Here is a 26,590-nt window from a genome sequence, read left to right on the forward strand (position 1 = left end):
CATTGGCGTAGTTTCCCCGGTGTAATATGCCGAATTGGGAACGCGCCCCGGCACTGGAGAGTCAGATGAGCGAGCACGGACAAGTAGCCAGCGACTTCAGTTCCCCCCAGACCATCGAGATTGTCGGTATCACCTACCGCCAACTGGACTACTGGACGCGCACCGGGTTGGTGACCTCCACCGCGCAGATTGCCGAGGGAAGCGGCAGCCGCCGCCGCTATTCCTACAACGATTTGCTGGAGTTAAAGCTGATCAAGCGGCTTTTGGACGAGGGAATCGCCCTCCAGCGGGTGCGCGAGGTATTCGACTACCTGCGCGATGAACTGGGTGAGAACGTGGCCAGCGCCGATCTGGTGATCAACGGCAACCAATCGCTGCTGGTTCGCACCGACGAGCAAATTCTCGATGCGCTGCGCCAAGGTCAGGGCGCTCTCTATCTTCGCATGGAAGGGCTAATCGAAGAGGTACAGGCCGCCGTGAGTGAACTGCCCGTCGAAGAGCCCCAGCCTGTGGATACTGCTGAGCCTCAAGAAAGTGCCAGCACTGCCCAAACCGGCTCTTAAGGAGGCCGCCAACAGCGTGTTCGCCCACGATTCCGAGCGGCAATTCGCCGAGTTGCTCGACTTTTATGGCGTCGAGTGGCGATATGAGCCCGAGACCTTCGTGCTCTCCCGCAACGATTCAGGCGAAGTGACCGAGGCGTTCACCCCCGATTTCTACCTTCCCCAATTCGACCGCTATGTGGAGATCACCACCGCGCGCCAGAAGTACATCACCCGCAAGAACGGCAAGGTTCGCCGGCTGCGGGAGTGCTATCCCGACATCGATGTCGTTGTGCTTTGCCAGCGGGACTATCACAGCCTGTTGAGCAAGTACGGCTTCGACGACGTCACCGGAATGGACGGTGATCTGACCCACACTGGCGCCGGCGCCGGGACCGGCTAGCCGAGCAGGGAATTCCACATGCGTTCCTCCCCTTTGGAGGGCAGGCATCGGGCGCTGGGGGCCAAGCTGGTTCCGTTCGGCGGCTGGGATATGCCGCTTTCTTACCCGTCGGGCACGCTGGCCGAGCATCGGGCCTGTCGGACCGACGCGGTGGTCTTCGACGTGAGCCATCTGGGCACTCTTCGGGTGTCTGGTGACGATGCCTACGAGCGGCTTCAGCAGGCGTTCACCAACGATCTGGCTCGGATAGAACCGGGACGCACCCAGTACACCCATCTGTTGGACGAGGACGGTTCGGTGCTGGACGACATCATCGTGTGGTGGGTGGCACCGGAGAGCTTTGACGTGATGCCCAATGCCTCCAACACCGACCGGGTGGCCGAAGCCCTGGGCAGCGCAGGGACCGATACCGGGTTTCAGGCCGCTGATGTGACCGCCAGTCGGGCGGTGCTGGCGGTGCAGGGTCCTGAGGCCCGTTGTCGACTGGCCGAGGTGTCGCCCGGGGCGTCGGAGGTGGCCCGCAACTGCGTGGCCTCGGTGCAGTGGGAGGGCACCGCGCTGACCGTGGCCGGCACTGGCTACACCGGTGAGGACGGGGTGGAGATTGCCGTGCCCGCCGAAGCAGTCGATCAGCTTTGGGATGCGGTGACTGCGGCGGGAATCATTCCCGCCGGGCTGGGAGCTCGCGACACGCTGCGCCTGGAGAAGGGCCTGCCGCTGCACGGCCATGAGCTCGGCCCGGGCATCACCCCGCTGCAAGCCGGGCTGGGCTGGGTGGTGCGCTGGGACAAGACGTCGTTTCGGGGTCGGGAGGCGCTGGCCGCGGAGCGGGAGCGGGGCGTCCACCGGCGACTGCGGGGATTGCGGGTGGAAGGCCGTCGTCCGCCCCGGGAGGGTCAGGCTGTGCTGCGGGGCGACGAAGTGGTGGGGGAAGTCACGTCGGGGAACTTCTCGCCCATGCTGGAGATGGGTATCGCCTTGGCCTTTGTGCCCCCTGATGCCGATATCGGCGACGAGCTGGCCGTGGACATGCGAGGCACCCCCACGCCGGCCACCGTGGTCAAGCTCCCGTTCGTCTAACGGTCTACGCGGCGTCGACGGCCTCGAGCACTCGGCTTTGGGGGATGCCGCCCCGCCACGAGGTCAGGATTTTGCCGTTGGCGTCCAGCAGCATTCCCGCGGGCTGGCCGGAGATTCCCAACTGACGCCAAGATTCGAAGGTCGGATCCCAGAGCATGGTGAAGGTGGTTCCGGTGGACTCCACGAAGCTCTCGGCCAGTCCGAGGCTGTCTTGGGTTCCGACTCCGATGACGGTGACCTTGTCAGAGTTGCTTCGAGCGAACTGCTCGACGCTGGGGGCTTCCCGGCGGCAGATGGTTCAATGGGGCGCCCAGAACCAAAGCACGAGGGGCCGATCCGACGGAGCGAAACTGGCCAGGTTCACGTTGGCCCCGGTGGCAATGTCCACCAATTCAACCGAGGGCAGATCAGATTCTGGGGCAGGGGCGGCGCTCTCTGTGGCCGGTTCGGGTGCGGGGGCCTGCGTGGCGGGGGTTTGCGTGGCGGGGGCTTCGGCCGGGGCCGGTGCCTCGGTGGGAGCAGTCGCAGGACTGTCGACGCTGTCTCCGCAAGCAGCTGCGCCTAGGGCCAAGCAGAAACCCATGGCGAGTACCTTCGACTTCGTCAGCGCACCCACGTCAGGTTGTTCCAATGCCGGCCACCTTGTCCAGGATCCAGCTGTGCGAGGGGTTGGCCCGCCGATCGACCTCCTGGCCGAACCGATTGAGCACGATTATTCGGTGCTGGCTGGTGATTCCCAGTCCGTTCCAGGAGGCACTGGATGAATCCCACAACATGGTGAAGGTGGCCCCGGTTCTGTTCACGAAGTCCTCAGCCTGTCCGAGGCTGTCGCGGGCACCCACGCCGATGAGAGTGAATTTGTCGGTGTTGTCTCGAGCCAACTGGTCGAGGCCGGGGGCTTCCCGGCGGCAGGTGGGTCAATGGGGGGCCCAGAACCACAACACGATGGGCCGGTTGGACGGGGCGAAGCTGGCCAGATTAACGGAGGCGCCGGTGGCCACGTTCACCATCTGCACCGAAGGCAGATCCGATGGGGGAACCGGCGTCGGCTCAGGGGTCGGTTCTGGTGTCGGTTCCGGCGTTTGCGCTGGTGTGGGCCGCGGAGTGGGTCGTGGCGTCGGCTCGGGGGTAGGTGCTGGTGTGGGCCGCGGAGTAGCCGGAGTGGGGGCGGGAGTCGCTCGTGGGGCCGGCTGAGGAGCCGAAGTGGCGGCGGGAGCGGGAGTGGAGGCTGGCGTAGGAGCAGAAGTCGGCTCGGAAGTGGTCGCCGGCTCACTGGGAGCAATGGTTGGCCCTGCATCAGTCGGCTCCGGCGTTGGAGCTTCGTCCGGCTCGGGCGAGTCGGTGGAAGTTTCCACGCTGTCTTGGTCGGAACTCGACACCGTGGACGCTGCGGTAGGCGTCGCCTCTGCGGACGCGGCCTCGGTGGCTGTCGGGTCCTGAGCCGATTCGGCGCCCGTGGATTCTGCGGTGGGCGCGTCCGCCACCTCGGCGCTGCCGGTGTCAGGCGTCTCGGAACCCCCGCAGGCGACCGCGACCAAGCTCAATGTCAGCGCGAGCCCTAGGGCCGCGGCTAGCCCCCTGGTCCGGTTGCCGTACCAGAGAGACCGAGTTCTCACCCTCCCGATGTTACCGGGGTAGCGGCCAGAATCACTCCCCGATGCGTCGGTATGGTGCCGTCTGCTCGATGCAGGTGGGAATGTCGGGGTCGTTGGGGCACGGGAAGTTGAACACCAGCTCGGTCACCACATCGGGAGCGCCGAACTTGTCGGGACCGAAGGTGGCAGGAAGCTGGTGCTGGATGTCGACCGAGCCCATATTCCTAAAGGCGTTGAAGATGTCTTCGCGGGTGGGGTTGGGACCGGCGTCATACAGGGCCCGAGCCACCATGCGCATCTCGCTACACACCGTGTTGGTCATGCCGTAGGCGCTGTCGTAGCTCCCGTACACATCCCGGATGTTGGCGGCGCCAATGTCGTTGTTGTTGGCGTAGGTCTCGTTGCACATGATGTTCAGCGGCGCATTGAAGCTGAGCACGGGGTCGGAGACCCGGAAATTCCCGGTGGGGGCATCGTCGATGATGATGGTGCCGTTGTAGAGTTCGGCCGCAGCGTCACCGCCGAACTGGGCCACCTTGCCCGACACCAGATCGCCGGCCTGGCTATTGAAGTCGGAGTTGTAGAACTGCACGTCGCCGGGGGCGAATCCCTGGCTGACCATCTCATTGATGAACTGGGGCAAGCTGAGCACGTTGAGCGCGGGGAATAGCACGTCGACGCCTTCCTCAATCATCTGCTCTACCGTGATGTCGTTGCCGAGAGTGCATTGGGTAGCCCCACCGCAGCCGATCTGCTCGGCGACCGCGATCTCGTAGCCAGCGTCTTCTAGAACGTCGATGATCCCGGCCTGCACGGTTTCGGGCTGGCCGGGGGTGTCGGGCCAGACCACGGCGATGGTCTTGCCTTCGAGGGCGCCGGTGGCGATGATGGCCTTGGTCATGTTGACCACTGAGTCTTCGGCCACCGGGCTGAGCGAATACAGCAGGCCATTGGCTTGCTCGTGGAAGTTGCGGGGGTTGCCCTGGGTGGTGAGGAACAGGGTGTCGTGTTCGGCAATGCACAAGATGGCGGTGCCTTGGAATCCGGAGGTGTTGACCACGATCACCGCGTTCTTGTCTTCAGTGGCCTCGATGCAGGCCTGGTTGCGGAGGGTGTCGATGTCCTCACCGCCGCCGCCCAGAGCGGACACTTCGACGAGCTGGAGGTCGATCTTGCGGCCCCAGATGCCGTTGCACTGCTCGTTTATCACCTTGGTGAAGGTGTCGAACTGGTTGATGACGTCGCCGACAGGGATGGCAAAGCCGATGCCCTCCAACTCCTCCAGCTTGGTGCGGAGATGGACGATGGTTATCGAGTCTTCGGTGATTCCCCTATCGGTAGCCTGCGGCGGCGAGTCGGGGTCAGGCGTTGCCGTGCAGAACACGTCCAGCGGCTGGAACGGGTGAGTCCGGTCGAAGGTCCGGTGGAACTCAATGAACATGTCTCCCCGGGGCTCGTCGAAACCAATCTCCACCGGCTCTTCGGGGGCGGGCTCGTCCCCGTCGCCGGTGTCGGCAGGCGCCTCGGGTTCGTCGGGAGCGGGAGCTGTCGTCTCTTCTTCAGGTGCGGGCTCGTCCCCGTCGCCGGTTTCGGCGGGCTCATCCGGCTCATCGGGGGCCGGAGCGGCGGTCTGCTCGGCGGGGGCTGGTTCGGCACCCCCGTCATCGTCGTTATCGCCTCCGCATGCCGCAGCGATGAGCGCCAGCGCCAGCAGCGCTCCGAGAATCTTGAGCATCTTGTGAGACACGGTTACCCCCTACGTGCGTTTGAACGGTGAACCCTAGCCGATGAATGAATGGCTGTGAACCGGCTGATACCGTGCGCTGCGCCTAGCTGATGGCCTAGTGTCGCGCCCCGATGGGGGATCAATGGACGACTCGGTAGAACCGGAAGTCGAAGACTCTCAGCTGGATGATCCGGCCAGTCTGGCCTCGGCGGTCTTTGAGGAGGAGTCCAAGCGCCTAGCCGAACAAGAGGCCAAGTCGGAGGTCATAGTGCTCCCCGACGACTTGTTGCCCGGCGTGGGCGAGGAGCCCATGACCCTCAAGCAGGGCATCCGGGCTGGCGGGGCCAGCATGCTGGTGGTGCTGTTCCTGCTCAACGTGATCGACGAATTCGATCGGGTGGCGATCGCCGTACTCCTCCCCGACCTCCAGGAGGCCTTCGGGGTGTCGGACACGGTAATCCTGGGTATCTCCTCATTCGGCGGCGTGGCCCTAGTGCTGGGAGCAGTGCCGTTGGCCTGGCTGGCCGACCGGGTGAAGCGCACTCTAATCGTGCCCATCGCCACCGCAGGGTGGGCGGTGAGCGTGTTTTTGACCGGGTTGGTGAGGAACCCGTTCCAGTATTTCTGGACCCGGGTACTCACCGGGGCGGGCCAGGCCAACCGTCTGCCGGTTCACTCCTCGCTGCTCACCGACACCTATCCCATTCCCGCCCGAGCCCGGATTTTCGCTTTCGAGGGCATGGGCCGGCCCATCGGCTTGCTCATCGGCCCAGTGCTGGCCGGAGCCATCGCCTCGATCGCCGGTGGCGACGACGGGTGGCGGTGGGCGTTCTATATCTTCGCCATTCCACCGATTGTCCTCGCGCTGGTGTCGCTGCTGCTCAAGGAACCCCCTCGCGCGGGGAACGAACAGCAGGCCATCTTGGGCGAGCAGTACGATATGCCCCCCATCGGCTCGGACCTTCCCGTGTCGATGTCCACCGCCTTCGCCCGGCTCAAGAAGGTCAAGACTTTCTACTTCTTGGCCGTGGGCGTTGGCACCCTCGGCTTTGCGCTGGTGACGCTGCCCAGTCAGCTCAACCTCATGCTGAAGGACGAGTACGGCTACGAGGCGTTCCAGCGGGGATGGGTGACGTCGCTGGTGTGGCTGGCCAGTTTAGTGGCCATCCCGATCTCAGGATTCAAGTTCGACGGGATGTTCCGGGAGGATCCCAGCAAGATGGTGAGGACCGCGGGCACCCTCATCATCATGTCGGGCGTTCTGGTGCTTGTCGCCATGCGATTCCACCAGCCCGCCATCATGATCTTCGGCATAAGCCTGGCCAACGCCTGCACTTCGGCCTCATTTGTGGCTGCCGCCCCCACTATCGGCGCAGTGGCCCCCTACCGGATGCGGGCCCAGGCCTTTGCCCTGCTGCCGGTGTTCATATTCTTGATGGGCGGCTTCATGGGCAGCATCATCGCCGGGTCGATCAGCGACGCCCACGGAGAACGCCTGGCCATCAGCATCGTGGCCCCGCCGGCGTCGATCATCGGCGGACTGCTGGTGGCCTACGGCTCCCGGTACATCAAACGAGATATCTCGCTGGCAGTGAGCGAGCTGGTGGAAGAGCAGGAGGAGATGCGCCGCATGTCGGAGCATCCCGACGACATCCCGGTGCTCCAGGTGCGGGGACTGGACTACAGCTACGGCCCGGTGCAGGTGCTGTTCGACTGCGGTTTAGAGGTTCGCCGGGGCGAGACGCTGGCCCTGCTGGGCACCAACGGCGCGGGCAAGTCCACCCTGCTGCGGGCTGTTAGCGGCCTAGGCGTGCCTGACCGAGGGGCCATCCGGCTTAACGGGCGCACCATCACCTACGCCGATGCCGAGCTGCGCTTCAAACAGGGAATCGTGCAGGTGCGGGGCGGTGCCGGTGTGTTCCCCGGGCTGTCTGTGGAAGAGAACCTCCTGGCCACCATGTTGAGCACCAAGGAGGAGAAGGACGAGATCTATCGGCGGGTTGAGCGGGTGTACGACGTATTCGGGGTGCTGAGGGAGAAGCGCAACCAGGCCGCGGGCGACCTCTCAGGAGGCCAGCAGCAGATGTTGGCCTTCGGCATGGGGCTGATGCACGAGCCCGAGGTGCTGCTCATCGACGAGCTGTCGCTGGGCTTGGCCCCGGTGGTGGTGCAGGAACTGCTGGAAGTGGTGGAGCAGCTGAAGGAGACAGGACTGACCATGATCATCGTGGAACAGTCGCTCAACGTGGCTTTGAGTGTGGCCGAGCGGGCGGTGTTCATGGAGAAGGGTCGGGTTCGATTTGAGGGTCCGGCTCAGGAACTGGCCGAGCGGGACGACCTGGTTCGGGCGGTGTTCTTGGGCGCGGAGGGCGGCTAAGCGGTGAGGCAGGTTGACGAAGGCCGGGGCGTAGACCAGGCGGGCGTGCTGTGATCGATATCGGCTGGGAGATCTCTCAGCAGGACTTGTTCTCGGGCAGCGTGCAGGGTCTCATCGTGGCCGCACTGGCTGCTGGCTTCGTGCTCATCTATCGGTCGACTGGGGTGCTGAACTTCGCCCACGCTGAGATCGGCAGTTTCGGCGTGGCTCTGATGGCCATGTTGACGTTCCGCTACGACGTGCCTTATTGGCTGGCCTTCTTCTTGTCAGTTGGGGCGGCGGCCGGCTTTGCCATGGTCACCGAGCTGGTGGTGGTGCGGCGGCTGTTCGACTCACCCCGCCTGGTGCTGTTCATCGCCACTCTGGGGGTGGCCCAGCTGGCCATCTTCGCCGCCATCCAGCTTCCCGACGTGTCCCGGCCGGGGCCGTTTCCGCTGCCCCCCAAGCTCACCGCCCAAGAATTCCGCTGGGAGGTGACCGATCACCTGCGCATCGGAGGGCGCGAACTCATCGTGGTGATCATGGTGCCGCTGGTGATCACGATCCTGGCGCTGTTCTTGGGCCGCACTCGATTCGGGCTCGCCATCCGAGCATCGGCCGACAACGCCGACACCGGACGGCTGTTCGGCATCAGTGTGCGGCGGGTGTCCACCATGGTGTGGACCATCGGCGGGGCGCTGGCGGGGATCACGCTCATCCTGTTGGCGCCGTTCCGGGTGAGCGCCGCCGATGCGGGTACCGCCAGCCTCGGTCCCGGCCTGTTGCTGCGAGTGCTGTTGGTTGCGCTCATCGCTCGAATGCGGTCGCTGTGGGTCACGCTGATCGCCGGCATTGGCCTGGGCATCTTCCAGCGCCTGTTCCAGGGCAACGTCGACCGGGAAATCCGCGAGGCGGTGGACGTGATCTTCTTCATCGCCATCCTGGTGATCACGGTGATGTTCGCCCGCCGGGGCACTGAGGATGAGGGGGAGTGGTCGCTCTCGCCCAAGGTGAAGGCCATTCCCGAACGGCTCCGCGGCCTGTGGTACATCCGAAACCTGTCCCGATTCGGGTTCGTGGCCCTGTTCGGCGGTCTTGCGCTGCTGGGGCTGTTCCTCACCAAGAACTCCAACCTGTACACCTGGACTCGCATCTTGGGCTTTGCGTTGATTGCCTTGTCGGTGTCGATGCTCACCGGCTGGGCCGGCCAGCTCTCGCTGGGTCAGTTCGCCTTTGCCGGAGTGGGCGGCCTCACCGTCGTGGCGCTGACCGAGGGGGGTGACATCCCCATCCCGTTCGACTGGTGGGACTGGTCGTTCGACCTGCCGTGGGGAGTGGCCATGGTGATCGCGGTAGCGGCGGGTATGGTCACCGCCTTCATCATCGGGGTGCCCGCGCTGCGAGTGAAGGGCTTGATGCTGGCGGTGACCACGCTGGCGTTTGCCATTGCTGCCATGTCGTGGATATTCGGGCAGGACGTGTTCACCCAGGGGGCCACCAATACCCCCAAGGTGGTGCCGCCGGTGTGGGGCCCGTTCGACTTCACCGCCTCCCGAAAGTCGTTCTTCTTCATGGTGTTGGTGCTGTTGGCCCTAGCCGTGTGGATGGTGGCCCACCTGCGCAAGACCGGCATCGGACGGATGATGATCGCGGTGCGCGACAACGAGGATATGGCCGCGGCGTCCACCGTGTCGGGCAGCAGGATCAAACTCATCTCGTTCACGCTGGCCGGGGGATTGGCTGCATTGGGCGGCGGGCTGATCATCACGGGCGAGCCCACCATCAACCCACAGGTGCTGTTCAACGCCAACGAGTCGATAAACGTCATCGCCATCGCCATTATCGGCGGGCTGGGGTCGATAGCTGGGCCGCTCTTGGGCGTGCTGTGGGTGAAGGGCATCCCGGCCATATTTGGGGCCAGCGACGAGGTGAGGCTGCTCACCTCTGGCGTGGGCCTGCTGTTGCTGTTGATGTACTTCCCCGGCGGGATCATGCAACTCCTCTACAAGCTGCGCGACTTCTTGCTGGGAATGGCCGATGAGCGGATGGCGGCCCGGAACATTCCCGAACCGGTGCCGGCGCTGGACAAGCCGGTGCCCATCACCAGCGAGCGCACTTTGGACATGGAGCCGGGACTCCCGTGGTTGGCAGTTCAAGACGTACACGTGCACTTCGGCGGAAAGGTGGCGGTGGACGAGGTGTCCATCGAGGTTCACCATGGGGAGTTGGTCGGTCTGATCGGCTCCAACGGGGCGGGGAAATCCACTTTGATGAATGCCATCAGCGGCTTCGTGCCGTTCAACGGCCAGGTAGAGGTGCTGGGACGCGATATCTCCCGAATGCCGTCATACCGTCGCCACCGGGGCGGCCTGGGGCGGGGGTTCCAACACGCCAAGATCTATCCCGATCTCACCGTTCGGGAAGCGCTGATGGTGGCGATGGAGGCTCGCGACCGTTCGCTGTTGGTTCCTTCGCTATTGGGAATTCCGCCGTCGCCGGGCCAAGAGCGGCGCAAGCGGGCCGATGTGGACAGTCTCATGGACTTTGTGGGGTTGGGGCGCTACGCCGACCACTTCATCTCCAACCTGTCCACCGGCACTCGCCGCATCGTTGAGCTGGCCAGCCTGCTGGCGGTGGACGCCAAGGTGCTGCTTCTAGACGAGCCCACCGGCGGGGTAGCCCAGCGGGAGAGCGAGGCGTTCGGGCCGCTCATCCGCCGCATCCAAGCCGAGCTGGGCGCCGCGGTGGTGGTGATCGAGCACGACATGCCGCTGGTCATGAGCATCAGCGACCGGGTGTATTGCCTGGAGGCAGGTTCAGTGATCTCAGAGGGTTCGCCGGACGAGGTGCGGAACGATCCGCTGGTGATCGCCTCATACCTGGGCACCGATGTGCGGGCCATCGAGCGCTCCGGGGAGCGGTCTTCCTAGATCCTCCGTAGAGCGGGGTTGGAGACTGTCGGGGGGATGTAGAAGGCGTCGTCGGGGTTGAGGTCGGTTCCCGGCGGTACCAGCTCGTCGATGCGGTCGAGCACGTCGGCGCTGAGCCGCAGGTCGGGGTCTTCGAGGGCGGCATCGAGTTGTTGGGGGGTGCGGGGGCCGATGATGGTGGAGGTGACCGCGGGGTGGGCCAGGGTGAATGCGTAGGCAAGGGTGGCCATGGAGCAACCGACCTCGGCGGCCAGGGCGTCTAGCTCCTCCACCAAATCGAGCTTGTGTGCAACCACCGGGTTCTCCCGGTCCCAGCGCTTGGCGCTGACGATGTTGCGGGTGGCCCTTGAGTTTTCCGGCCAGTCGGTGTCTTTTCGGTACTTGCCGGTGAGCCAGCCGCCGTTGAGGGGGCTCCACACGATCACCCCCATGTCGTAGCTCTGACAAGTGGGCAGCACCGACCGCTCGATCTCCCGGGTGAAGATGGAGTACGGGGGCTGCTCGCAGCGGACCCGCTCCAGGCCGCGGCGCTCGGCGGCCCACTGGCCCTCCACGATGAGCTCGGCGGGGAAAGTGGAAGTGCCGATCATGCGGATCTTGCCCGCTCGCACCAGATCGGTGAGGGCGGCCAAGGTGTCGCCGAAGTCGGTTCGGGGGTCGGGGCGGTGCATCTGGTACAGGTCGATGTAGTCGGTGTCGAGCCGGCGCAGGCTGTCTTCCACCGCCTGGGTCACCCACCGGCGGGAGCCGCCCTGCATGTTGATGTCATCACCCATCGGGCCGTAGAACTTGGTGGCCACCACCACGTTGTCGCGCCGCCCGTTGATGGCCCGTCCGACGATCTCCTCGGAGATGCCCATGCTGTAGCGGTCGGCGGTGTCGATGAAGTTGATCCCGGCGTCAAGGGCCTTGTGGGTCATGGCCGCGCACTCGGCCTCGTCGTTGTTGCCTGCGGGGCCGTACATCATGGCGCCCAGGCACAGCGTGCTTACCTGGACTCCGGAGCCTCCCAGGGTGCGGTATTCCATTGGATTTCCTCTCAGGTGATTCGAAGAACTGACCCTATTGGCCGGCGATCTCGGTGATCACGGCGACCACTGCCTCGGGCTGGGCCAGCATGGGGGAGTGGCTGCCCTCCATGACGATGGAGTTGGCGACCAGCCCCGCGCAGATCTGCTGGAAGTCAGCGGTCAGGGTGCGGTCGTCGGCGCACACGATGTAGGTGGATTCCACATCCCGCCACGCCGCTCGGGCAAAAGTGAACGGCGCTTGGCCCAGCGGCTGAGGGCGGAGTTGCGACTCGGCCCAGGCAATATCTTCAGCAGTGCAGTCGTGGTAGAAGAGGTCGCCCGCCGCCCCCGGCTTCACCGAGCTGTAGCCGTCTTCGCCGTGCTCAAGAGCGGGAAAGAAGTTCTCGGCGATCACCGCTTCGGCCACATCGGGCGGGTTGGCCTCATCGCTCTCGTCGCCGGGCAGAATGGCAGCCAGATACACCAGGTGGTCAACCGTGGCCGGGTCCAGCCCTGAGATGGACAGGCCTCCCAGCGAGTGGCCCACGGCTATGACGGTGGCGTCGCTGCCCATCCGGGCCCGCATGTCATTGACATCGGCCTGGAAGGCCGCGATGTCTTCTGCGGTGGTGGGGCGGCAGAGATCAGAGGCGTGGACGGCCATGTCCTCGGCCTCCAAGTGGGCCTGAACCCGCTCCCAGCACCATGGTCCGTGAAATGCCCCGTGGGCCAAAACAACTCCTGCGGTCATGGGGCCGCACCTTAGTAGTAACTAGTTTCTTCGCATGAAGGTGTACTCGGGAATGGCGGCTGAGATCCCGATTTCGCAGGTGGCTGGCTACGCCCAGCGAGTTGAAGGGCTGGGCTACGACGGTTTGCGGGTGGCCGAGACGGTCCACGACGGGATGCTGCTGGCCGGTCTGGCCCTAGACCACACCTCCAGCCTGCGGGTGTCCACCGCGGTGGTGGTGGCCTTTCCCCGCAGCCCGATGATCACCGCCATTGCGGCCTGGGACTTGCAGGCCTTGTCGGGAGGCCGGTTCGGGCTGGGCCTCGGTACCCAGATCAAACAGAACATCGAGGGCCGGTTCTCGGTGCCGTGGGAGGCGCCCATCAAGCGGATGGAGGAGTACGTCGCTGCGGTGCGGGCCATCTGGCAGGCGTTTGGCGAGGGTGGGCCGTTGGATTTCCAAGGGGAGCACTACCGGTTCAGCCGGCTCCAGCCCTTCTTCAACCCTGGCCCCATCGACGATCCCGACATCCCGGTGCTGATGGGCGGGGTCAATCCCCGCATTTGCGAATTGGCGGGGAGGGTGGCCGACGGGTTTATCACCCATCCCACCAACGCCTCGGCACGATTTGTGGCCGAGCGGATCAAGCCGGGCTTGGACTCGGCCGGCCGGGAGGTGGAGCTGATCGTCAGCCCACCGTTGATCACGGGACCGGACCAGCGGGCATTGGACCGAGCCCGAGAGCACCAGCGCCGAAAGCTGGGGTTCTTGTACTCCACCCCGGCCTACGGTCCGAGCCTGGAGCTGTATGGCTGGGACGACGTGGGTGATCGCCTCCGGGCTTTGGCTCGGTCGGGACGCTGGGACGACATGGCCGAGGTGATAACCGACGACATGTTGGATGCCCTGGTGCCCCAGGGCACCTACGACGAGATAGCCGGTGTGCTGTTGGCTGCGTACGGAGGGCTAACCAGCTCCATCGGCATCAATCCGCCCGACGATCCGGCTGAGGACGGGGCAGTGGCCGAGATCATCCGAGCCTTGCAAGCCGGGTAGCGGGTAGGTTGCCGCCAATGGAGAACGGGGGGTCGCTGGAGGAGCGGCTGGAGCGGCTGGAGTCCATAGAGGAGATCCGGGGTCTGGCCGCCCGCTACTGCCTGGCGCTGGACATGCGGGCCACCGATGCCTGGGTCAGCCTCTTTCCCGCTGATGTGCGGGTGGGGAAGGGTCGTTCCGGGCGGGACGCGCTGGCCGAGTGGTTCCGCGAGACGATGGGTGCCCAATTCACCGGCACGGCCCATGTGACCGGCAACCACATCATCGAATTCGACGGACCCGACCGGGCTCGAGGGGTGGTGTATTCCCGCAACGAGCACGAGACCGGCGACGAGTGGGTGATCATGACCATGATGTACTGGGACGACTACGAGCGCATCGACGGACGGTGGTACTTCCGGCGGCGCCTGCCCCTGTATTGGTACGCCACCGACTTGAACTCCCCGCCGATCGGGGAAAACAAGATGCGCTGGCCCGACGAGGAGCCCTACGAGGGGGCGTGGCACGAGTTCTGGCCCACCTATCAGGAGTTTTGGGAGACCCGCTTGGACGAGTCCGCCGATGTGGCCGAGCCGGCGCCGGTGGGGGAGTTCTTAACCTGGCTGCGCGATGGCGCCGAGGAACTGCCCAGCGTGCGGGTGCGCTGACGTGCGGGCTGCCTTCCACGAGTCCCAGGGCGGGCTAGAGGTGCTGCGGGTGGGGGAGCTGCCCGATCCCGAGCCCGGCCCACATGACGTGCTGATCCAGGTCAAGGCCACATCGATGGATCGGGTGGACGTGTATTGGCGGGAGGGGTCGCATGGCATGAAATTGCGCTGGCCCCAGCACGTGGGCGGACGGGACATCGCCGGGGTTGTGGAGGCGGTCGGCGAGCAGGTGACGGCGGTGGCGGCAGGCGACCGGGTGGTGGCATCAGGGGAGCGGACCCACGCCACGCTGGCGCTGGCGCCCGCGGAGCTGACGTTTCCGTTGCCCGACGGAATTAGCTTTGAGGCCGGAGGGGCCACTCCCACTGCGGGCCGCTCAGCCCATCAGGCCCTCATCGAGAAGGCTCAGATCCAGTCGGGTGAGACCGTGCTGGTGATGGCCGCCGGATCAGGGGTGGGCAGCTTCGGAATTCAGATTGCCCGGGCCATGGGCTGTCGGGTCATCGCCACCGCGGGTTCCGCCGACAAACGGGCTCAGGCGGTGGCATTGGGGGCCGAGCTGGCCATCGATCACTACGCCGACGACATCGTTACCGCGGCGCGAGAGGACACCGACGGCAGAGGTGTGGACGTGGTGCTCGACCATGTGGGCACTCCGGTGTTCGCCGCCGCGGTGCGGTCGCTGGCGCCCGAGGGCCGATTCGTGACCTGTGGAGTCACCGCCGGGCACATGGGGGAGTTGCATTTGGGCCAGCTGTTCGTGAAGGGCATCACCCTCATGGGGGTGGGGCGCCCTGACAACGAGCGGATCGCCGCCACCATGAGGGGTTTGCTGGCCATGATCTCCCAAGGCCAGGTCACGCCGGTGATCGCCGCGTCGTTCAGCTTGGATGAGATTGCCCAGGCCCACCAGCTCATGGAGAGCTCGGACTTCTTCGGCAAGATCGTTCTCGTTCCCTAGTAGAGAGAGGCTTATGCGCTCATTCGAGTTCCCTATCGAGGCGGGCCACATCCAGGAGTTCAAGCGGTCGGTGGGCGATCACGACGCGGCGTTCGATCCCGACGCGGCAGCCCCGCCCACGTTCATGGTGGCCGCCGACCGCTATGACCCCGACTACGACCGTCGATTGCGATCCGACCGTGAGTGGCCCCCCGTGGCCCCCGAGACGGGCTCCGGATTCCACGCTGGGATGGTGTTCGAATACCACCGCCATCCCCGGGCCGGCGAGGTGCTCACCGCCACGGTGGCCGATGGCGAGGAGTGGACCAAGCAGGGCCGCCGGGGCGGCGACTTGCGGTTTCGGGAAATCGTCACCACCTTCACTGATGCCGACGGGCAGCCGTGCGTCACCGCTCGGTGGATCAACGTGCGAGCGGCCAACGAGGTGCGGGAGTGAAGCCCGAGGTCGGTGCTCAACACCGACAGGTAGTTGCCGAGGGGCTGACCCGCACGCAGTTGGTGGCGTACGCCGGAGCCTCCGGCGACTTCCATCCCTTCCACCACGACGAGACCTACGCCACTGCCCATGGTTTCGACCGGATCTTCGCCCACGGGATGCTCACTATGGGCATCACCGGACAGGCGCTAGTAGAGGTGTTCGGCCCTGAGGGGCTGGACCGCTACGCCGCGGATTTTCTAAAGCCGGTGTGGCCGGGGGACACCCTCACCGCCGAACTGAAGGTGACCGCAGCCCATGCCGACGGCAGCGTGGAGGTGGACATATCCACCGTCGATCAGCACGGCACTCAGGTGCTGAGGGGCACTGCTGCTGGGAGGCTGGCCGGGAAGTAAGCGGGATCAGGCCAACAGCTCTTTGAGCCTCTCTACCGGGTTGCCGGAGGTGACCAGAGCCTCGCCTACCAGGGCAGCGTCATAGCCGGCGTCTCGCACCGCGGCCATGGTCGTGCCGCCGGGAACGGCGATGCCCGACTCGGCCACTTTCACCACATGGTCGGGCAACAGCGGCGCCAACCGCACCGCCCGTTGGTAGTCCATGGTGAACGTCTGGCTCTTGGGCTTCTCACGCTGGTTGACGCCGATCACGTCGGCCCCGGCTTCAAGGGCTACCTCTAGCTCGCTCTCCGACTTCACCTCGGTGAGCACATCCATGCCCAGCGACAAGGCCAGCGCATGCAGCTCGGCCAGCTGGGCACCGGTGAGGTCGGCCACGATCAGCAGCAGCGCATCGGCCCCCATGTCGTGGGATTCGTGTACGTCGTCGATGGTTGTGATGAAGTCTTTCCGCAGAACGGGCAAGCCCGAGGCCTTGGCTGCGGCGGCCAAGTCGTCGCCGCTGCCGCCGAACATGGCTTCATTGGTGAGCACCGACAGGCAGGCCGCCCCGCCGTCGCGATAGGCCGCGGCCATCTCAGCGGGGTCGAGGTTGGCGTTGAGGTTGCCCCGTGATGGGGACCGACGCTTGATCTCGGCGATGACGGCTAGGTCGTCGCCCGCCAAAAGGGACTGCTTGAAGCGCCCGGCCCGGCTGGCCCGCTCATCGGATCCCATGCGTCGGATGATACGGGGGAGTTCCGTCCCCGGAGAAAGCAGAAACGGGCGGCTAGGTGACTGCGGGCATGACTTCGGCGGCGAATAGCTCGAGCGTCTCTGGAGTGGCGAAGTCGGAGAACTGGAGCACGAACTGCTCGGCGCCCATCTCCCGGTCAGCTTGCAGGCCCTCTGCGACCTCATCTGGGGTTCCCGCAACGAGGGCCCAATCGCCAAACCGGCGCTGGGCGGTGGCCACAACTTCTTCGCGGGCCACCGACGACGGGGCCAGGCCAATGGCCCGCTGCACCGACAGGCGGGCGTTGCCGGCCATGGGGATCAATTCGTCGAGCTCGTGCATTCCATACACCGGGCAGTTCCACCAGTCGGCGAAGTCCCTCACCAGCGGCATGGTGAGTTTGCGACCCGCTCCGCCGATCACAATCGGGATATGCCCGTTCACCGGGGTGGGCTGCTGTTGGGCGTTCTCCATCTGGAAGAACCGACCCTGGTGGTTCACCGGCTCGCCGGTGAGCAGAGCCTGCACTACTTCCAAGGTCTCCCGCAGGCGGGCGGCCCGCACTGCGGGCGGCTCATCGCCGAGTCCAAAACGCTCCATCTCGTCGGGAACCGAACCCCAGCCAATGCCCAGGTCGAAGCGCCCGCCGCTGAAATGGTCGAGACTCACGATCATCTTGGCCAACAGCGCCGGATGGCGGAACTGACCGCACAGAACCATGTGGCCGATGCGCACCTGCTCGGTCCATGCGGCTACCGCAGTCGCCATCACGAAGGCGTCGTACATCGGGGCCGCGGGCAGCATGGGCGGGTTGAGATGATCCATCAGGTCGATCTTGTGAAACCCACTGGCCTCCGCCGCCCGCACCCGCTCCTCAATGGTGCCCATGTCCATCCGCATCTGAGGCATGAACACGCTGAACTGCGGTGGGCTGGTCATCTCAGGATCCTTTGCCCAGGCCGCGGCGTTGCATGTCGTCGGTGTCCACGGTCCAGTTGCGCATGGCCACTTCTTCTAGGTCTTTGGCCTCGGAGAAGCTCAAACCGTCGGTGTCGTCGTAGATCCGCATGGTGGCCGCGGTGGCGGGGGTGGTGGCGGCCACGATTTGGGCGGCGAGAACCCGAGCATGGGGTAGCAGCTCGTCATGGGGGACCACGTGGTTGACCAGTCCGATGCGCAGGGCTTCTTCGGCGTAGACGAAGCGGGCGGTGGCGGTCATTTCCTTGGCCATGCGCTTGCCCACCGCTCGGGGCAATAGCGCGGTCATGCCCCAGGCGGCGATCACCCCGATCTTGGCGTGGGTGTCGGCGAATCGGGCTAACTCAGAGGCCACGATGAAGTCGCAGCTCAGGGCGATCTCCAAGCCGCCGGTGACGCAGGTTCCGTTCACCGCGCCAATCAGTGGCTTGGCGGTGTCCCGACAGGCCTGGGCCGGGTCCTCAGCCTGGCGTTTATTCCCGCCAGGGGACTCCGTGACGCCGTCAGCGGCCACCTCCCGGAGGTCGACGCCGCCGGTGAACACTGGGTCGGCCCCGGTCAAGATGATGGCGTCGACCCCGTCATCGGCGTCGCAAGCCCGCAGCGCAGCGCACAAGTCGTTGCGCATCCGCTTGGTCATGGCATTGCGGGCCTCGGGCCGGTTCAAAGTGATGGTGGCAATGCGATCACTGACTTCGATGAGCAGGCGCTGGTCTTCGGGGGTAATGGCTTTTTCGGCCATGTGTTCGACTGTCAGCCTTCGCAGTCGACCACGTCCACGGACTGCTGGCGCAGCCAGTGATCGGCCAGCACCAATAGCACCTGGGCCTCCACCATGGGCACTGCCCGGGGCAGTACGCATGGATCGTGGCGGCCTCGGGCGGCCAGGGTGACCGGGTTGTTGTCGCGGTCCACCGTCTCCTGGGCCGACGCGATGGTGGCTGTGGGCTTGAATCCCACTCGGATCACGATATCCTCGCCGTTGCTGATGCCACCCTGCACGCCGCCGGATCGGTTGGTGGCGGTGCGGGGCTGGCCATCGGGGCCAGGGGTGAAAGAATCGTTGTGCTCCCGGCCGGTCATGGTCACTCCGGCGAAGCCTGAGCCGATCTCGAACCCCTTGGCCGCGGGCAATGACAGGGCGGCCTTGGCCAAATCGGCATCCAGCTTGTCGAACACCGGCTCGCCCAGGCCGGGGGGCACCCTTCGGGCCACGCATTCGACAATCCCGCCCAGGGAGTTGCCGTCGCGGCGAGCCGCCTCGATGGCCTCGGTCATGGCCTCCGCATGCTCAGGAGACGGGCAGCGAGTGGCGTCGGCCTCCACATCAGCCAAGGTCACCGCCGCGAGGTCGACATCAGCAGTGATGGTGCCCACCTGGCAGACCCAGGCCAACACTTCGATGTTGGCCGCAGTGGACAAGAGCTGGCGGGCGATGGCGCCGGCTGCCACGCGGCCGATGGTCTCTCGGGCGCTGGCCCGCCCGCCGCCCTGCCAGTTGCGGATGCCGTACTTGGCCTCGGTGGTGTAGTCGGCGTGGGAGGGGCGGTACATGTCCTTGAAGTCTTCGTAGGCGTTGGGCCGGGCATCGGTGTTGCCCACCAGCATGGCGATGGGCGACCCCAGCGTTCGGCCCTCGAACAACCCCGAGAGGATCGTCACTTTGTCGGCCTCGTCCCGCAAGGTGGTGAGCCGGCTCTGTCCAGGGCGCCTCCGGTCGAGGTCGTGCTGGATCATCTCCTCGTCTAGCGGCAGCCGAGGCGGGCAGCCGTCCACCACCGCGCCGATGCCGCCGCCATGGGACTCCCCAAACGTCGTGACCCGGAACAACTGCCCCGTCGAACTGCTCATTGCCCCTCAACACTACAGACCGGGCTGTGTCGATCTGGGGGTCATATTGGCCCGCCGATAGTGGCGGTCATGCGTTGATCAGCGCTCCTGTGGCAGTGTCGGGACATGGATTTGGGACTATCGGGCAAGGTTGCACTGGTTACGGGGAGCTATCGGGGGACGGGGAGTGGGATCGCCCGGGTGCTGGTCGAGGAAGGCGCTGAGGTGGTGGTTCATGGCTTTGAAGAGGGGCAGGCCGACTGGTTGGCCGATGAGCTGGGATCACCGGTCCGGGCGGTGTGGGGGGACATTTGCACTGATGAGGGGGCGGAGGCGGTGGCCGAACAGTGCGGCCCGGTCGACATCTTGGTCAACAACTACGGGGTAGCCGTGGGCGGCACCTGGGGGGACGACGGTACCGACGTGTGGGTCGACGCCTACAACCGCAACGTGCTCAGCGCAGTGCGGATGACCCGTCTGATGGTTCCCGCCATGGTGGAGCGGGATTGGGGGCGGATCGTGCTGGTTTCCACCGTGGGAGCGACCCGCCCCGGGGATCGGATACCGGGCTACTACGCGGCCAAGGGCGCTCTTCCGGCAATGACGGTGAGCCTGGCCCGGGAATTGGCCGGCACCGGCGTGACGGTGAACTGCGTGAGCCCCGGGGCCATCGCCACTCCGGAACTGGTGGAGATGTGGACCCGCCAGGCGGAGCGGGAGGGCCGCTCCACCGATTGGGACGACATCGAGCGCCACGTCACCACGGTGCAGATGCCCACGCTGACCGGGCGCATCGCCACCGTGTCTGACGTGGGAGAGCTGGTGGCCTTCGTGTGCAGCGAAAGGGCCCGCCAGATCCACGGCGCCCATCTTCGGATCGACGGAGGCGCGGCCGACGTGGTGACATGATCCGCTGACATAGAACTAGGCTGCCCGGCGATGCCGACCCTGTACGATGTTGTTCGAGACTTCAGCAACACCTGGCCCGACAAGCTGGCCGTGCTCACCGAGCAGGACGGCCACCGCACCTACCAGGAACTGGTCGCCCACAGCGGGGCGCTGGCCCACCAATTCCACACTCGCTTCGGTCTTGGTCTGGGCGATCGGGCCTGCCTCTTGATGCAGAACCGCCCCGAGTACTTGGAGTGCCTGTTGGGAATGCAGGCCATCGGCATGGCGAGCGTTCCCCTAAACCCAGAGTGGACCGATACGGAACTGGAGTTTGTGCTCAACCACTCCCGGTGCCGGGTGGTTTTCACCGAGGCCGAGCGGGCTGAAAGGGCGGTGGCTCTGGCCGCGGGAATCGACTCGGTGGAGGCGGTGGTGAGCGTGGATGAGCCGGTAGACGGTGCCGTTTTTCTAGGAGAACTCATCGCTGAGGCCCCTGAGGGCGCCGGACTCGGGCTGTCTTCTGTAGAGGGATTTGTAGAGGGCCAAGTGATGTACACATCGGGGACGACCACCGGCCGGCCCAAGGGAGTGCCCGCGCGCGCTGAACTTTCTGCTGGGGGAGTGATTCCCTACGAGGAGATGTTCGGTCTGACCCACACCGACCGCTCGCTGGTGGTGACCCCGTTGTTCCATGGCAATGCGATGGGCGGGGCCATTTCGGCACTAAGCCGGGGGGCCAGCGTGGTCATGCCCCGAAAGTTCTCGGCGTCAAGATTTTGGTCACTGGTCGACCTGTACCGCCCGACCTACTTCCTCACCCTGGTGCCCATCATCAACATTTTGATGGCCCAGCCCCCGGGTCCCCATGAGAAGTCACACTCGCTGAGGGTGATGATTCCGCTGGGCTGTGCGCCGATCATCGAGCAAGTCGAGGAGCGCTACGGGGTTCCGTGCATGGACTGGTACGGCATGACCGAGGCCGGGATGGGCACCTATACCCGGCTAGACGAGCCCCGCCGGCCTGGCTCGGTGGGCAAGCCGTTCGAGGGGTCGGAGCTGCGGATCTTCTTGCCCGATGGCTCAGAGGCGCCGACAGGAGAGACCGGGGAGATCTGCTTTCTCCAGTCCGCAATTGGGTTCAACGGCTACATCGAAGACCCGGAGGCCACCGAGGCGGCCACGTCGGATGACAGGTTCCACACCGGCGACCTGGGCTATGTGGACGACGAGGGGTACCTCTACTTCGTGGACCGCCAGAAGGACATCGTGCGCCGGGGCGGGGTGAACCTGTCCACCATTGAGGTGGAGTCTGCGCTGCGCACCCATCCCGCAATAGGCGACATCGCCGTGGTGGCCCGCCCCGACCCGGTGCTGGGCGAGACAGTGGCCGCCTTCATCGTGGTGGCCGACGGCTGCGATCTCCCCTCCGAAGACGACCTGCGGTCTCACACCGAGGGAACCCTGGCCCCCTACAAAGTGCCCACCACCATTCAGTCCATCGACGAACTCCCCCGCACCGGCAACGGCAAAGTCGAGAAGTTCCGCCTCCGCCAGCAGTTTGCCTAAACAAACTCGGCTCGGAGTTGGGGGCCGTGCTGATTGAGGGCGGGGAGGGTGGGGGCAGTTTCGCTGGTGGCCTGGTCCCAGTCGGCGGTGGTGGCGGGGGCGGGCAGGTCGACGGTGCCGTCGGGGTGGGTGACAGTGATCCGGTTCAGTTGGGGGTGAGCCGAGAGCCCGGCTACGTCGTTGACAGCGCCGAAGGCCATACGGCTCTCGGCGAGCTTGCGGTGCAGTTCGTCGGTGCTCAGGCGGGCAAAGACCTCGCCAACGGCATCGTCGGTCTCCGCCCGGTTTGTGACACGGGCCTTGTTGGTGGCGAAGCGGGGATCGTGGGCCAGCTCCGGCCGATCGAGCACTGTCTCGCACAGGGTGACCCACTCCCGGTCGGACTGCACCGCGATGAGCAGGGTGGTGCCGTCGGCGGTGGCGAAGCCGCCGTAGGGGGCGATCGACGGGTGGGCTAAGCCAACGCGTTCAGGGGCCTGGCCGAGGTAGTCATAGTGGAGCAGGGGAACGGTCATCCACTCGGCCATAGTGGAGAACAGCGAGACCTCGATATTGGCGCCCTCGCCGGTGCGGGCTTGGCGGATCAGCGCTTGGCTGATGGCTCTAGCCGCCGCCTCGCCGGTGGCGATGTCGGCCACCGAAACCCCGACCCGGCCCAGAGGCCCCGGTGCCCCTGATACGGACACCAAACCGCTCTCAGCCTGCACCAGCAGATCGTAGGCCTTCATCTGGGCATACGGCCCGATGGGTCCATAGCCCGAGATGTCGCAGGTCACCAGTCGGGGGTGCGTCTTGCGAAGGGTTGCTGAGCCGAATCCCAGTCGCTCGGCCGCGCCCACGGCCAGGTTCTGGATGTAGACGTCGGCCCGCTCGATCATCCGACCCAGCAGTGCTTGGTCTTCGAAGCCCTTTAGGTCGAGGACGATCGACTCCTTGCCCCGGTTCAGCCAGGCGAAGTAGCTGGCCAGCCCATCGGCGGCGGCGTCGTATCCCCGGGAGAAGTCGCCCTCGGCCCGCTCGATCTTGATGACACGGGCCCCGGCGTCGGCCAGTCGACAAGATGCCAGTGGTCCCGCCACTGCTTGTTCGATAGAGACGACGAGCACACCGTCCAGCGGCTTTGCCGAGCTCACGCCAGCAACGTACTCCTGCATTGGCCGAGACGACACACCACTAAGCTGCGGCAATGACACCAGACGAGATCTTGGATTTGGTCCGCGAGCATGCAGCGGCCGAAGCAGAGAACGACGCCGAGCGGACCCTGGCCACGCTGGTCGATGAGCCGACCTATGAGTTCTGGCCGATGGGCGTGGGCTTCACCGGCGGCGATCTGGCCCGGACCTTCTACCTGGAGCAGTATCCAGAGTTCGCCCAACGGGTTACCAACTACGGGGTGCTGGGGGAGTGGACTAACGACTTTTGCGGCATTCAGGAGTACTGGGTGGAGACCGACGGGGAGACCCGCCACATGGTCATGTCCATGATGCCGGTGGAGGGCGACCTTCTAGCAGGAGAGAAGCTGTATTGCGGCGAGGCCTTCGTGGAGGCACTGCTCGGACCCCTAACCGTGCATCTGAAGCCGCTCTAACTCAACAGGTGCTTTTGCACCTTGCCGAGGGCGTTGCGGGGGAGTTCGTCAACGAGATGCAGCAGCCGGGGGTGTTTGAAGTCGGCGCATACTCCGTCTAGGTGAGACCGCAGGCTTTCGAGCGTCGGTTTCTTTTCGGTGGTGGGCACGACCCAGGCGGTGACCAGCTCGCCCCACTCTTCGTCGGGGGTGCCGGTGATTGCCACATCGTCGACATCGGAGTGGGTGCGTATGGCGTCTTCCACCTCGCGGGGATAGACGTTCAATCCTCCGGAGATCACCAACTCCTTGGCCCGGCCTCGAAGCCTCAGGTAGCCAGCCTCGTCGAATTCGCCAAGGTCACCAGTTCGGAACCAGCCCTCGTCGTCGAACGCCTCTTCAGTGGCCTCAGGGCGGCGCCAGTAGCCGGCAAACACATTCGGCCCCCGCACCAGCACCTCGCCGTTGTCGGGGTCGAGTCGCAATTCCACCCCGGGGAGAGGAAAACCCACGGTGCCCGCTCGGCGCTCGGCGTCGTGGGGGTTGGACACCAACATGATGGTCTCGGTCATGCCGTAGCGTTCCAATACTCTCACCCCGGCAGCATCTTCCAGGCGGCGGTGCAGATCAGCAGACAGAGGTGCGGAACCAGCCACGCACAAACGCAAACGGGAGAGTTCCCCGACCTTGGGTGACTGGGCCAGTCGGGTGTACATGGTGGGCACGCCGAAGAACTGGGTGGCGTCGTGAGTATTGGCCGCGTCCAGCACGGCATCGGGAGTGAATTCGTTGAGCAACACCGCCGAAGCGCCGGTCAACAGCGTGCCGTGCAGCCCCACGCCCAGGCCGTGCATGTGGAACAGGGGCAAGGCCAGCACCAGGCGATCCTCGGGCTCCCACCGCCAGGCGATGCGAACTGATTCGGCACCGGCGAGCAGATTTCCGTGGGTCAGCACTGCTCCCTTGGGTACGCCGGTAGTGCCCGAGGTGTAGCCCAACAGCGCGGGGTCGCCGCTGCCCAATTGATCCAGGCTGGGTGCGGTTGCGTCGTCGAGGTTGAGTCGGGGGGAGACCACCGTCATCTCGGGAGCAAGCTCGGCCAGCCATCGCACCCACTCGGGCTTGTCCACCACCGCAGCCCGAGGCTCAGCGTCGCTCACGATGTGGGCTAATTCGGCCTTCTGGTAGGCCCCGTTCACTGGAACCACGATGAGACCCAGCCGCAACGCGGCCACATGAGCTACGACCAAGTCGACCGACGCTGCCGCCGACAAGATGACCCGGTCGCCCTTGCGTAGCCCCGCGCCATAGAGCCGCCCGGCCGCGGCCTTCGTGCGCCGGCCCAAGTCGCCCCTGGTAGCCCAGCCTCCACTAGCGTCCCAAAGAGTCGGCTTCGACGGCTCGACAGCCCAGCGCTTGGCCCAAGCCGCGGGCAGGCTGACTTCTTCCAGCAAGTCCACATCGCCGGGCTCTACCCCGGCGGGAAAGTGAACAGCATCGGCTCGGGGGGTGGTCACAACCCACGATATTGTCACTCTCCGTGCCCTTGAATCTGGCCACCGCCTGGGAGGCGGCTGCCGAAGTTGTGCCGGATGCCGATGCAGTGGTGTGTCAACCGGTCAGCCGAACCTGGCGGGAGTTCGAAGACCGGGCCTCCCGGCTGGCTGCCGCGCTGGGAGAATTCGGCATCGGCGAGGGCGACAACGTTGGGCTCTACCTCTACAACGGCAACCCCTACAGCGAGGTCACCTTTGGGGCGTTCAAGACCCGAGCGGCTCCATGCAACGTGAACTATCGCTATCTGGCCGGTGAGTTGCAGCACTTGCTGGAGGACGCCGACGCCAAGGCAGTGTTCTTCTCACCGGAGCTGGCCGACCGGGTGGACGAGGCCCGAGCGCACCTGCCGCTGCTGCGGGCGGCCATCTGCGTGGGCGAGCCGGGCGATCCAGTGCCCGACTGGGCGCTGGACTACGAGACGCTCATCGCCGAGAGCGACCCGGCTCCTCCCATCGGCCGCAGCCCTGACGACCTGTGGATCCTCTACACCGGCGGCACCACCGGCAAGCCCAAGGGGGTCATGTGGCCCCACAGCTCGGTGATTGGCACCATGGCCAGTCCATTTCGGGCGCTGACGTTGCCCCTCCCGGAGACCATCGAGTTGGTGAAGTCCAACATCGCGGCCATCTACGACAGCAATCGGGTCACCCGGCAGCTTGCCGCCTCACCGCTCATGCACGGTACGGCCAGCATTTCTGCCCTGGCCACCTTCACTCAGGGCGGGGCGGTGATCACCATGCCCGAGCGCCGCTTTGACGCCGATGCCTTGTGGCGGTGCGTGCAGCGTGACCGGGCCACCGTGCTCACCATTGTGGGCGACGCCTTTGGGCGGCCCATGGCTGAGGCCCTGGACGCGGCCGCAGCCCGAGGGGAGCCCTACGATCTGTCGTCGGTGTTCATGATCATGTCCTCGGGGGTGATCTGGAGCCAGCCCGCCAAAGAAGCCTTGTTGGTACACAAGAACATGAAGCTGGTGGACTCCCTCGGTTCCAGCGAAGGCACCGGCACGGGCATGAGGATCAGCGACCGCGAGGGCGGTTCGGCCACCGCCCGGTTCACCCTGGGGGAGAACGCCGCGGTGTTCGACGAGGACGGCCATTCGGTGGAGCCCGGCTCGGGACAGCAGGGAATGGTGGCCGTGGGCGGGCCCATTCCCATCGGTTACTACAAGGATCCGGAAAAAACGGCGGCCACGTTCCGGACCATCGGCGGGCGGCGTTGGTCGGTGCCCGGCGACTGGGCCACCGTGGAGGCCGACGGCACCATCACATTGCTAGGCCGAGGCTCTGCGTGCATCAACAGCGCGGGGGAGAAGATCTACCCCGAGGAAGTGGAAGAGGCGGTGAAGGCCCATCCCGCGGTGGCCGACTGCCTGGTGGTAGGGGTGCCCGACCCCAAATGGGGCGAGGCGGTGACCGCCGTGGTGCAGATGGCCGACGTGGCCACCGACGAAGAGGTCATTGCCGATGCTCGCACCCGTTTGGCGGCCTACAAGCTCCCCAAGTCGCTCATCAGGGCCAAGGCCGTCCAGCGGGGGGCCAACGGCAAGCCCGACTACCAGTGGGCCAAGCAATTCGCTCTCGAATCCTTGGGCGTCGATTGATTTTTCTCGCAACTC

General features: G+C 65.5%; 27 protein-coding genes. 15 read left to right on the forward strand and 12 right to left on the reverse strand.

Annotated elements, in window-relative coordinates; translation table 11 throughout:
- Positions 1-65: 65 nt before the first annotated feature.
- From ACOGXH_RS07855 to gcvT, 3 genes are read left to right on the forward strand one after another with little or no spacing between them, the layout of a single operon-like run.
- A complete protein-coding gene (locus ACOGXH_RS07855) occupies positions 66-563 on the forward strand; it encodes a MerR family transcriptional regulator (protein ID WP_419928550.1) in 498 nt (165 codons plus the stop codon).
- Entirely contained in the window at positions 535-945 is a 411-nt protein-coding gene (locus ACOGXH_RS07860; RefSeq protein ID WP_419928551.1) for a hypothetical protein, read from the forward strand. Before ACOGXH_RS07855 ends, ACOGXH_RS07860 begins: the two co-directional genes overlap by 29 nt.
- 18 nt (positions 946-963) lie before the next feature.
- Positions 964-2,025 carry a glycine cleavage system aminomethyltransferase GcvT gene (gene gcvT / locus ACOGXH_RS07865; protein WP_419928552.1) on the forward strand — a complete coding sequence of 354 codons (1,062 nt, stop codon included), beginning with the start codon at positions 964-966 and terminating at the stop codon, positions 2,023-2,025.
- Positions 2,026-2,029: 4 nt separating this feature from the next.
- Here gcvT and ACOGXH_RS07870 read toward each other — a convergent pair whose 3' ends face one another.
- Genes ACOGXH_RS07870 through ACOGXH_RS07880 form a run of 3 tightly spaced genes read right to left on the reverse strand, consistent with a single transcriptional unit; the run spans position 2,030 to position 2,906 of the window.
- Positions 2,030-2,320 carry a TlpA family protein disulfide reductase gene (locus tag ACOGXH_RS07870; protein WP_419930344.1) on the reverse strand — a complete coding sequence of 97 codons (291 nt, stop codon included), beginning with the start codon at positions 2,318-2,320 and terminating at the stop codon, positions 2,030-2,032.
- A 3-nt stretch (positions 2,321-2,323) separates the two neighbouring features.
- Entirely contained in the window at positions 2,324-2,608 is a 285-nt protein-coding gene (locus ACOGXH_RS07875; protein ID WP_419928553.1) for a hypothetical protein, read from the reverse strand.
- A 34-nt stretch (positions 2,609-2,642) separates the two neighbouring features.
- Positions 2,643-2,906 carry a TlpA family protein disulfide reductase gene (locus ACOGXH_RS07880; RefSeq protein WP_419928554.1) on the reverse strand — a complete coding sequence of 88 codons (264 nt, stop codon included), beginning with the start codon at positions 2,904-2,906 and terminating at the stop codon, positions 2,643-2,645.
- A gap of 322 nt (positions 2,907-3,228) precedes the next feature.
- Here ACOGXH_RS07880 and ACOGXH_RS07885 point away from each other — a divergent pair, with 322 nt between their 5' ends.
- Positions 3,229-3,465, forward strand: a complete 237-nt coding sequence (locus tag ACOGXH_RS07885; protein ID WP_419928555.1) for a hypothetical protein — start codon at positions 3,229-3,231, stop codon at positions 3,463-3,465.
- 207 nt (positions 3,466-3,672) lie between these two features.
- Here the strand turns inward: ACOGXH_RS07885 and ACOGXH_RS07890 are convergent, their stop codons facing one another.
- Positions 3,673-5,367, reverse strand: coding sequence for a hypothetical protein (locus ACOGXH_RS07890; protein ID WP_419928556.1), 1,695 nt, complete (start codon positions 5,365-5,367; stop codon positions 3,673-3,675).
- Between the two features lie 121 nt (positions 5,368-5,488).
- Here ACOGXH_RS07890 and ACOGXH_RS07895 point away from each other — a divergent pair, with 121 nt between their 5' ends.
- Together ACOGXH_RS07895 and ACOGXH_RS07900 are read left to right on the forward strand one after the other, a co-directional pair.
- Positions 5,489-7,723 (forward strand): ATP-binding protein, encoded by a 2,235-nt coding sequence (locus ACOGXH_RS07895; RefSeq protein ID WP_419928557.1) that lies wholly within the window; start codon positions 5,489-5,491, stop codon positions 7,721-7,723.
- A gap of 50 nt (positions 7,724-7,773) precedes the next feature.
- Positions 7,774-10,632, forward strand: coding sequence for an ABC transporter permease subunit (locus ACOGXH_RS07900; RefSeq protein WP_419928558.1), 2,859 nt, complete (start codon positions 7,774-7,776; stop codon positions 10,630-10,632).
- Here ACOGXH_RS07900 and ACOGXH_RS07905 read toward each other — a convergent pair.
- Positions 10,629-11,660 carry an aldo/keto reductase gene (locus ACOGXH_RS07905; RefSeq protein WP_419928559.1) on the reverse strand — a complete coding sequence of 344 codons (1,032 nt, stop codon included), beginning with the start codon at positions 11,658-11,660 and terminating at the stop codon, positions 10,629-10,631. The two genes, ACOGXH_RS07900 and ACOGXH_RS07905, sit on opposite strands and share 4 nt — an antisense overlap.
- 34 nt (positions 11,661-11,694) lie before the next feature.
- Positions 11,695-12,393: an alpha/beta hydrolase gene (locus ACOGXH_RS07910; protein WP_419928560.1), complete on the reverse strand. Its 699-nt coding sequence runs from the start codon at positions 12,391-12,393 to the stop codon at positions 11,695-11,697.
- Positions 12,394-12,427: 34 nt separating this feature from the next.
- On the opposite strand from ACOGXH_RS07910, the gene ACOGXH_RS07915 reads away from it, so the two are divergent.
- Genes ACOGXH_RS07915 through ACOGXH_RS07935 form a run of 5 tightly spaced genes read left to right on the forward strand, consistent with a single transcriptional unit; the run spans position 12,428 to position 15,868 of the window.
- Positions 12,428-13,429, forward strand: coding sequence for a TIGR03617 family F420-dependent LLM class oxidoreductase (locus tag ACOGXH_RS07915; RefSeq protein ID WP_419928561.1), 1,002 nt, complete (start codon positions 12,428-12,430; stop codon positions 13,427-13,429).
- A gap of 17 nt (positions 13,430-13,446) precedes the next feature.
- Entirely contained in the window at positions 13,447-14,076 is a 630-nt protein-coding gene (locus ACOGXH_RS07920; RefSeq protein WP_419928562.1) for a nuclear transport factor 2 family protein, read from the forward strand.
- Position 14,077: 1 nt separating this feature from the next.
- Positions 14,078-15,037 (forward strand): quinone oxidoreductase family protein, encoded by a 960-nt coding sequence (locus ACOGXH_RS07925; RefSeq protein ID WP_419928563.1) that lies wholly within the window; start codon positions 14,078-14,080, stop codon positions 15,035-15,037.
- Positions 15,038-15,050: 13 nt separating this feature from the next.
- Positions 15,051-15,473 (forward strand): FAS1-like dehydratase domain-containing protein, encoded by a 423-nt coding sequence (locus ACOGXH_RS07930; protein WP_419928564.1) that lies wholly within the window; start codon positions 15,051-15,053, stop codon positions 15,471-15,473.
- Positions 15,470-15,868, forward strand: a complete 399-nt coding sequence (locus ACOGXH_RS07935; protein ID WP_419928565.1) for a MaoC family dehydratase — start codon at positions 15,470-15,472, stop codon at positions 15,866-15,868. Before ACOGXH_RS07930 ends, ACOGXH_RS07935 begins: the two co-directional genes overlap by 4 nt.
- 6 nt (positions 15,869-15,874) lie before the next feature.
- Here ACOGXH_RS07935 and ACOGXH_RS07940 read toward each other — a convergent pair whose 3' ends face one another.
- Genes ACOGXH_RS07940 through aroC form a run of 4 tightly spaced genes read right to left on the reverse strand, consistent with a single transcriptional unit; the run spans position 15,875 to position 19,412 of the window.
- Positions 15,875-16,585, reverse strand: coding sequence for an indole-3-glycerol phosphate synthase TrpC (locus tag ACOGXH_RS07940; RefSeq protein ID WP_419928566.1), 711 nt, complete (start codon positions 16,583-16,585; stop codon positions 15,875-15,877).
- 52 nt (positions 16,586-16,637) lie between these two features.
- Entirely contained in the window at positions 16,638-17,522 is an 885-nt protein-coding gene (locus tag ACOGXH_RS07945; RefSeq protein ID WP_419928567.1) for an LLM class flavin-dependent oxidoreductase, read from the reverse strand.
- A gap of 1 nt (position 17,523) precedes the next feature.
- Positions 17,524-18,303, reverse strand: coding sequence for an enoyl-CoA hydratase (locus ACOGXH_RS07950; protein WP_419928568.1), 780 nt, complete (start codon positions 18,301-18,303; stop codon positions 17,524-17,526).
- An 11-nt stretch (positions 18,304-18,314) separates the two neighbouring features.
- On the reverse strand, positions 18,315-19,412 hold the full coding sequence (gene aroC / locus ACOGXH_RS07955) for a chorismate synthase (protein ID WP_419928569.1): 1,098 nt from the start codon (positions 19,410-19,412) through the stop codon (positions 18,315-18,317).
- Between the two features lie 105 nt (positions 19,413-19,517).
- On the opposite strand from aroC, the gene ACOGXH_RS07960 reads away from it, so the two are divergent.
- Together ACOGXH_RS07960 and ACOGXH_RS07965 are read left to right on the forward strand one after the other, a co-directional pair.
- The gene (locus tag ACOGXH_RS07960; protein WP_419928570.1) at positions 19,518-20,300 is read left to right on the forward strand and encodes an SDR family NAD(P)-dependent oxidoreductase; all 783 of its coding nucleotides are present in this window, start codon (positions 19,518-19,520) and stop codon (positions 20,298-20,300) included.
- A gap of 30 nt (positions 20,301-20,330) precedes the next feature.
- Positions 20,331-21,848, forward strand: a complete 1,518-nt coding sequence (locus ACOGXH_RS07965) for a class I adenylate-forming enzyme family protein (protein WP_419928571.1) — start codon at positions 20,331-20,333, stop codon at positions 21,846-21,848.
- On the opposite strand, the gene ACOGXH_RS07970 is transcribed toward ACOGXH_RS07965, so the two are convergent.
- Positions 21,845-22,981, reverse strand: a complete 1,137-nt coding sequence (locus tag ACOGXH_RS07970; RefSeq protein ID WP_419928572.1) for a CaiB/BaiF CoA transferase family protein — start codon at positions 22,979-22,981, stop codon at positions 21,845-21,847. The genes ACOGXH_RS07965 and ACOGXH_RS07970 overlap by 4 nt on opposite strands.
- Positions 22,982-23,034: 53 nt before the next feature.
- Between ACOGXH_RS07970 and ACOGXH_RS07975 the strand changes: the two genes are divergently transcribed.
- Positions 23,035-23,436 (forward strand): hypothetical protein, encoded by a 402-nt coding sequence (locus tag ACOGXH_RS07975; RefSeq protein WP_419928573.1) that lies wholly within the window; start codon positions 23,035-23,037, stop codon positions 23,434-23,436.
- Here the strand turns inward: ACOGXH_RS07975 and ACOGXH_RS07980 are convergent.
- The gene (locus ACOGXH_RS07980; protein ID WP_419928574.1) at positions 23,433-24,932 is read right to left on the reverse strand and encodes an AMP-binding protein; all 1,500 of its coding nucleotides are present in this window, start codon (positions 24,930-24,932) and stop codon (positions 23,433-23,435) included. The two genes, ACOGXH_RS07975 and ACOGXH_RS07980, sit on opposite strands and share 4 nt — an antisense overlap.
- Before the next feature lie 23 nt (positions 24,933-24,955).
- Here ACOGXH_RS07980 and ACOGXH_RS07985 point away from each other — a divergent pair, with 23 nt between their 5' ends.
- Entirely contained in the window at positions 24,956-26,575 is a 1,620-nt protein-coding gene (locus ACOGXH_RS07985) for an acyl-CoA synthetase (protein ID WP_419928575.1), read from the forward strand.
- Positions 26,576-26,590 lie beyond the last annotated feature (15 nt).

Source organism: Candidatus Poriferisocius sp. (assembly GCF_965208355.1).
In the GTDB taxonomy this organism is placed as follows: domain Bacteria; phylum Actinomycetota; class Acidimicrobiia; order Acidimicrobiales; family Bin134; genus Poriferisocius.

Coding starts and splice junctions, on each gene's coding strand:
- ACOGXH_RS07855 (WP_419928550.1), top strand. CDS start 66: ATGAGCGAGCACGGACAAGTAGCCAGCGACTTCAGTTCCCCCCAGACC.
- gcvT (WP_419928552.1), top strand. CDS start 964: ATGCGTTCCTCCCCTTTGGAGGGCAGGCATCGGGCGCTGGGGGCCAAG.
- ACOGXH_RS07875 (WP_419928553.1), bottom strand. CDS start 2,608: ATGGGTTTCTGCTTGGCCCTAGGCGCAGCTGCTTGCGGAGACAGCGTC.
- ACOGXH_RS07895 (WP_419928557.1), top strand. CDS start 5,489: ATGGACGACTCGGTAGAACCGGAAGTCGAAGACTCTCAGCTGGATGAT.
- ACOGXH_RS07905 (WP_419928559.1), bottom strand. CDS start 11,660: ATGGAATACCGCACCCTGGGAGGCTCCGGAGTCCAGGTAAGCACGCTG.
- ACOGXH_RS07910 (WP_419928560.1), bottom strand. CDS start 12,393: ATGACCGCAGGAGTTGTTTTGGCCCACGGGGCATTTCACGGACCATGG.
- ACOGXH_RS07915 (WP_419928561.1), top strand. CDS start 12,428: ATGAAGGTGTACTCGGGAATGGCGGCTGAGATCCCGATTTCGCAGGTG.
- ACOGXH_RS07920 (WP_419928562.1), top strand. CDS start 13,447: ATGGAGAACGGGGGGTCGCTGGAGGAGCGGCTGGAGCGGCTGGAGTCC.
- ACOGXH_RS07930 (WP_419928564.1), top strand. CDS start 15,051: ATGCGCTCATTCGAGTTCCCTATCGAGGCGGGCCACATCCAGGAGTTC.
- ACOGXH_RS07940 (WP_419928566.1), bottom strand. CDS start 16,585: ATGGGATCCGATGAGCGGGCCAGCCGGGCCGGGCGCTTCAAGCAGTCC.
- ACOGXH_RS07945 (WP_419928567.1), bottom strand. CDS start 17,522: ATGACCAGCCCACCGCAGTTCAGCGTGTTCATGCCTCAGATGCGGATG.
- ACOGXH_RS07950 (WP_419928568.1), bottom strand. CDS start 18,303: ATGGCCGAAAAAGCCATTACCCCCGAAGACCAGCGCCTGCTCATCGAA.
- aroC (WP_419928569.1), bottom strand. CDS start 19,412: ATGAGCAGTTCGACGGGGCAGTTGTTCCGGGTCACGACGTTTGGGGAG.
- ACOGXH_RS07960 (WP_419928570.1), top strand. CDS start 19,518: ATGGATTTGGGACTATCGGGCAAGGTTGCACTGGTTACGGGGAGCTAT.
- ACOGXH_RS07965 (WP_419928571.1), top strand. CDS start 20,331: ATGCCGACCCTGTACGATGTTGTTCGAGACTTCAGCAACACCTGGCCC.
- ACOGXH_RS07975 (WP_419928573.1), top strand. CDS start 23,035: ATGACACCAGACGAGATCTTGGATTTGGTCCGCGAGCATGCAGCGGCC.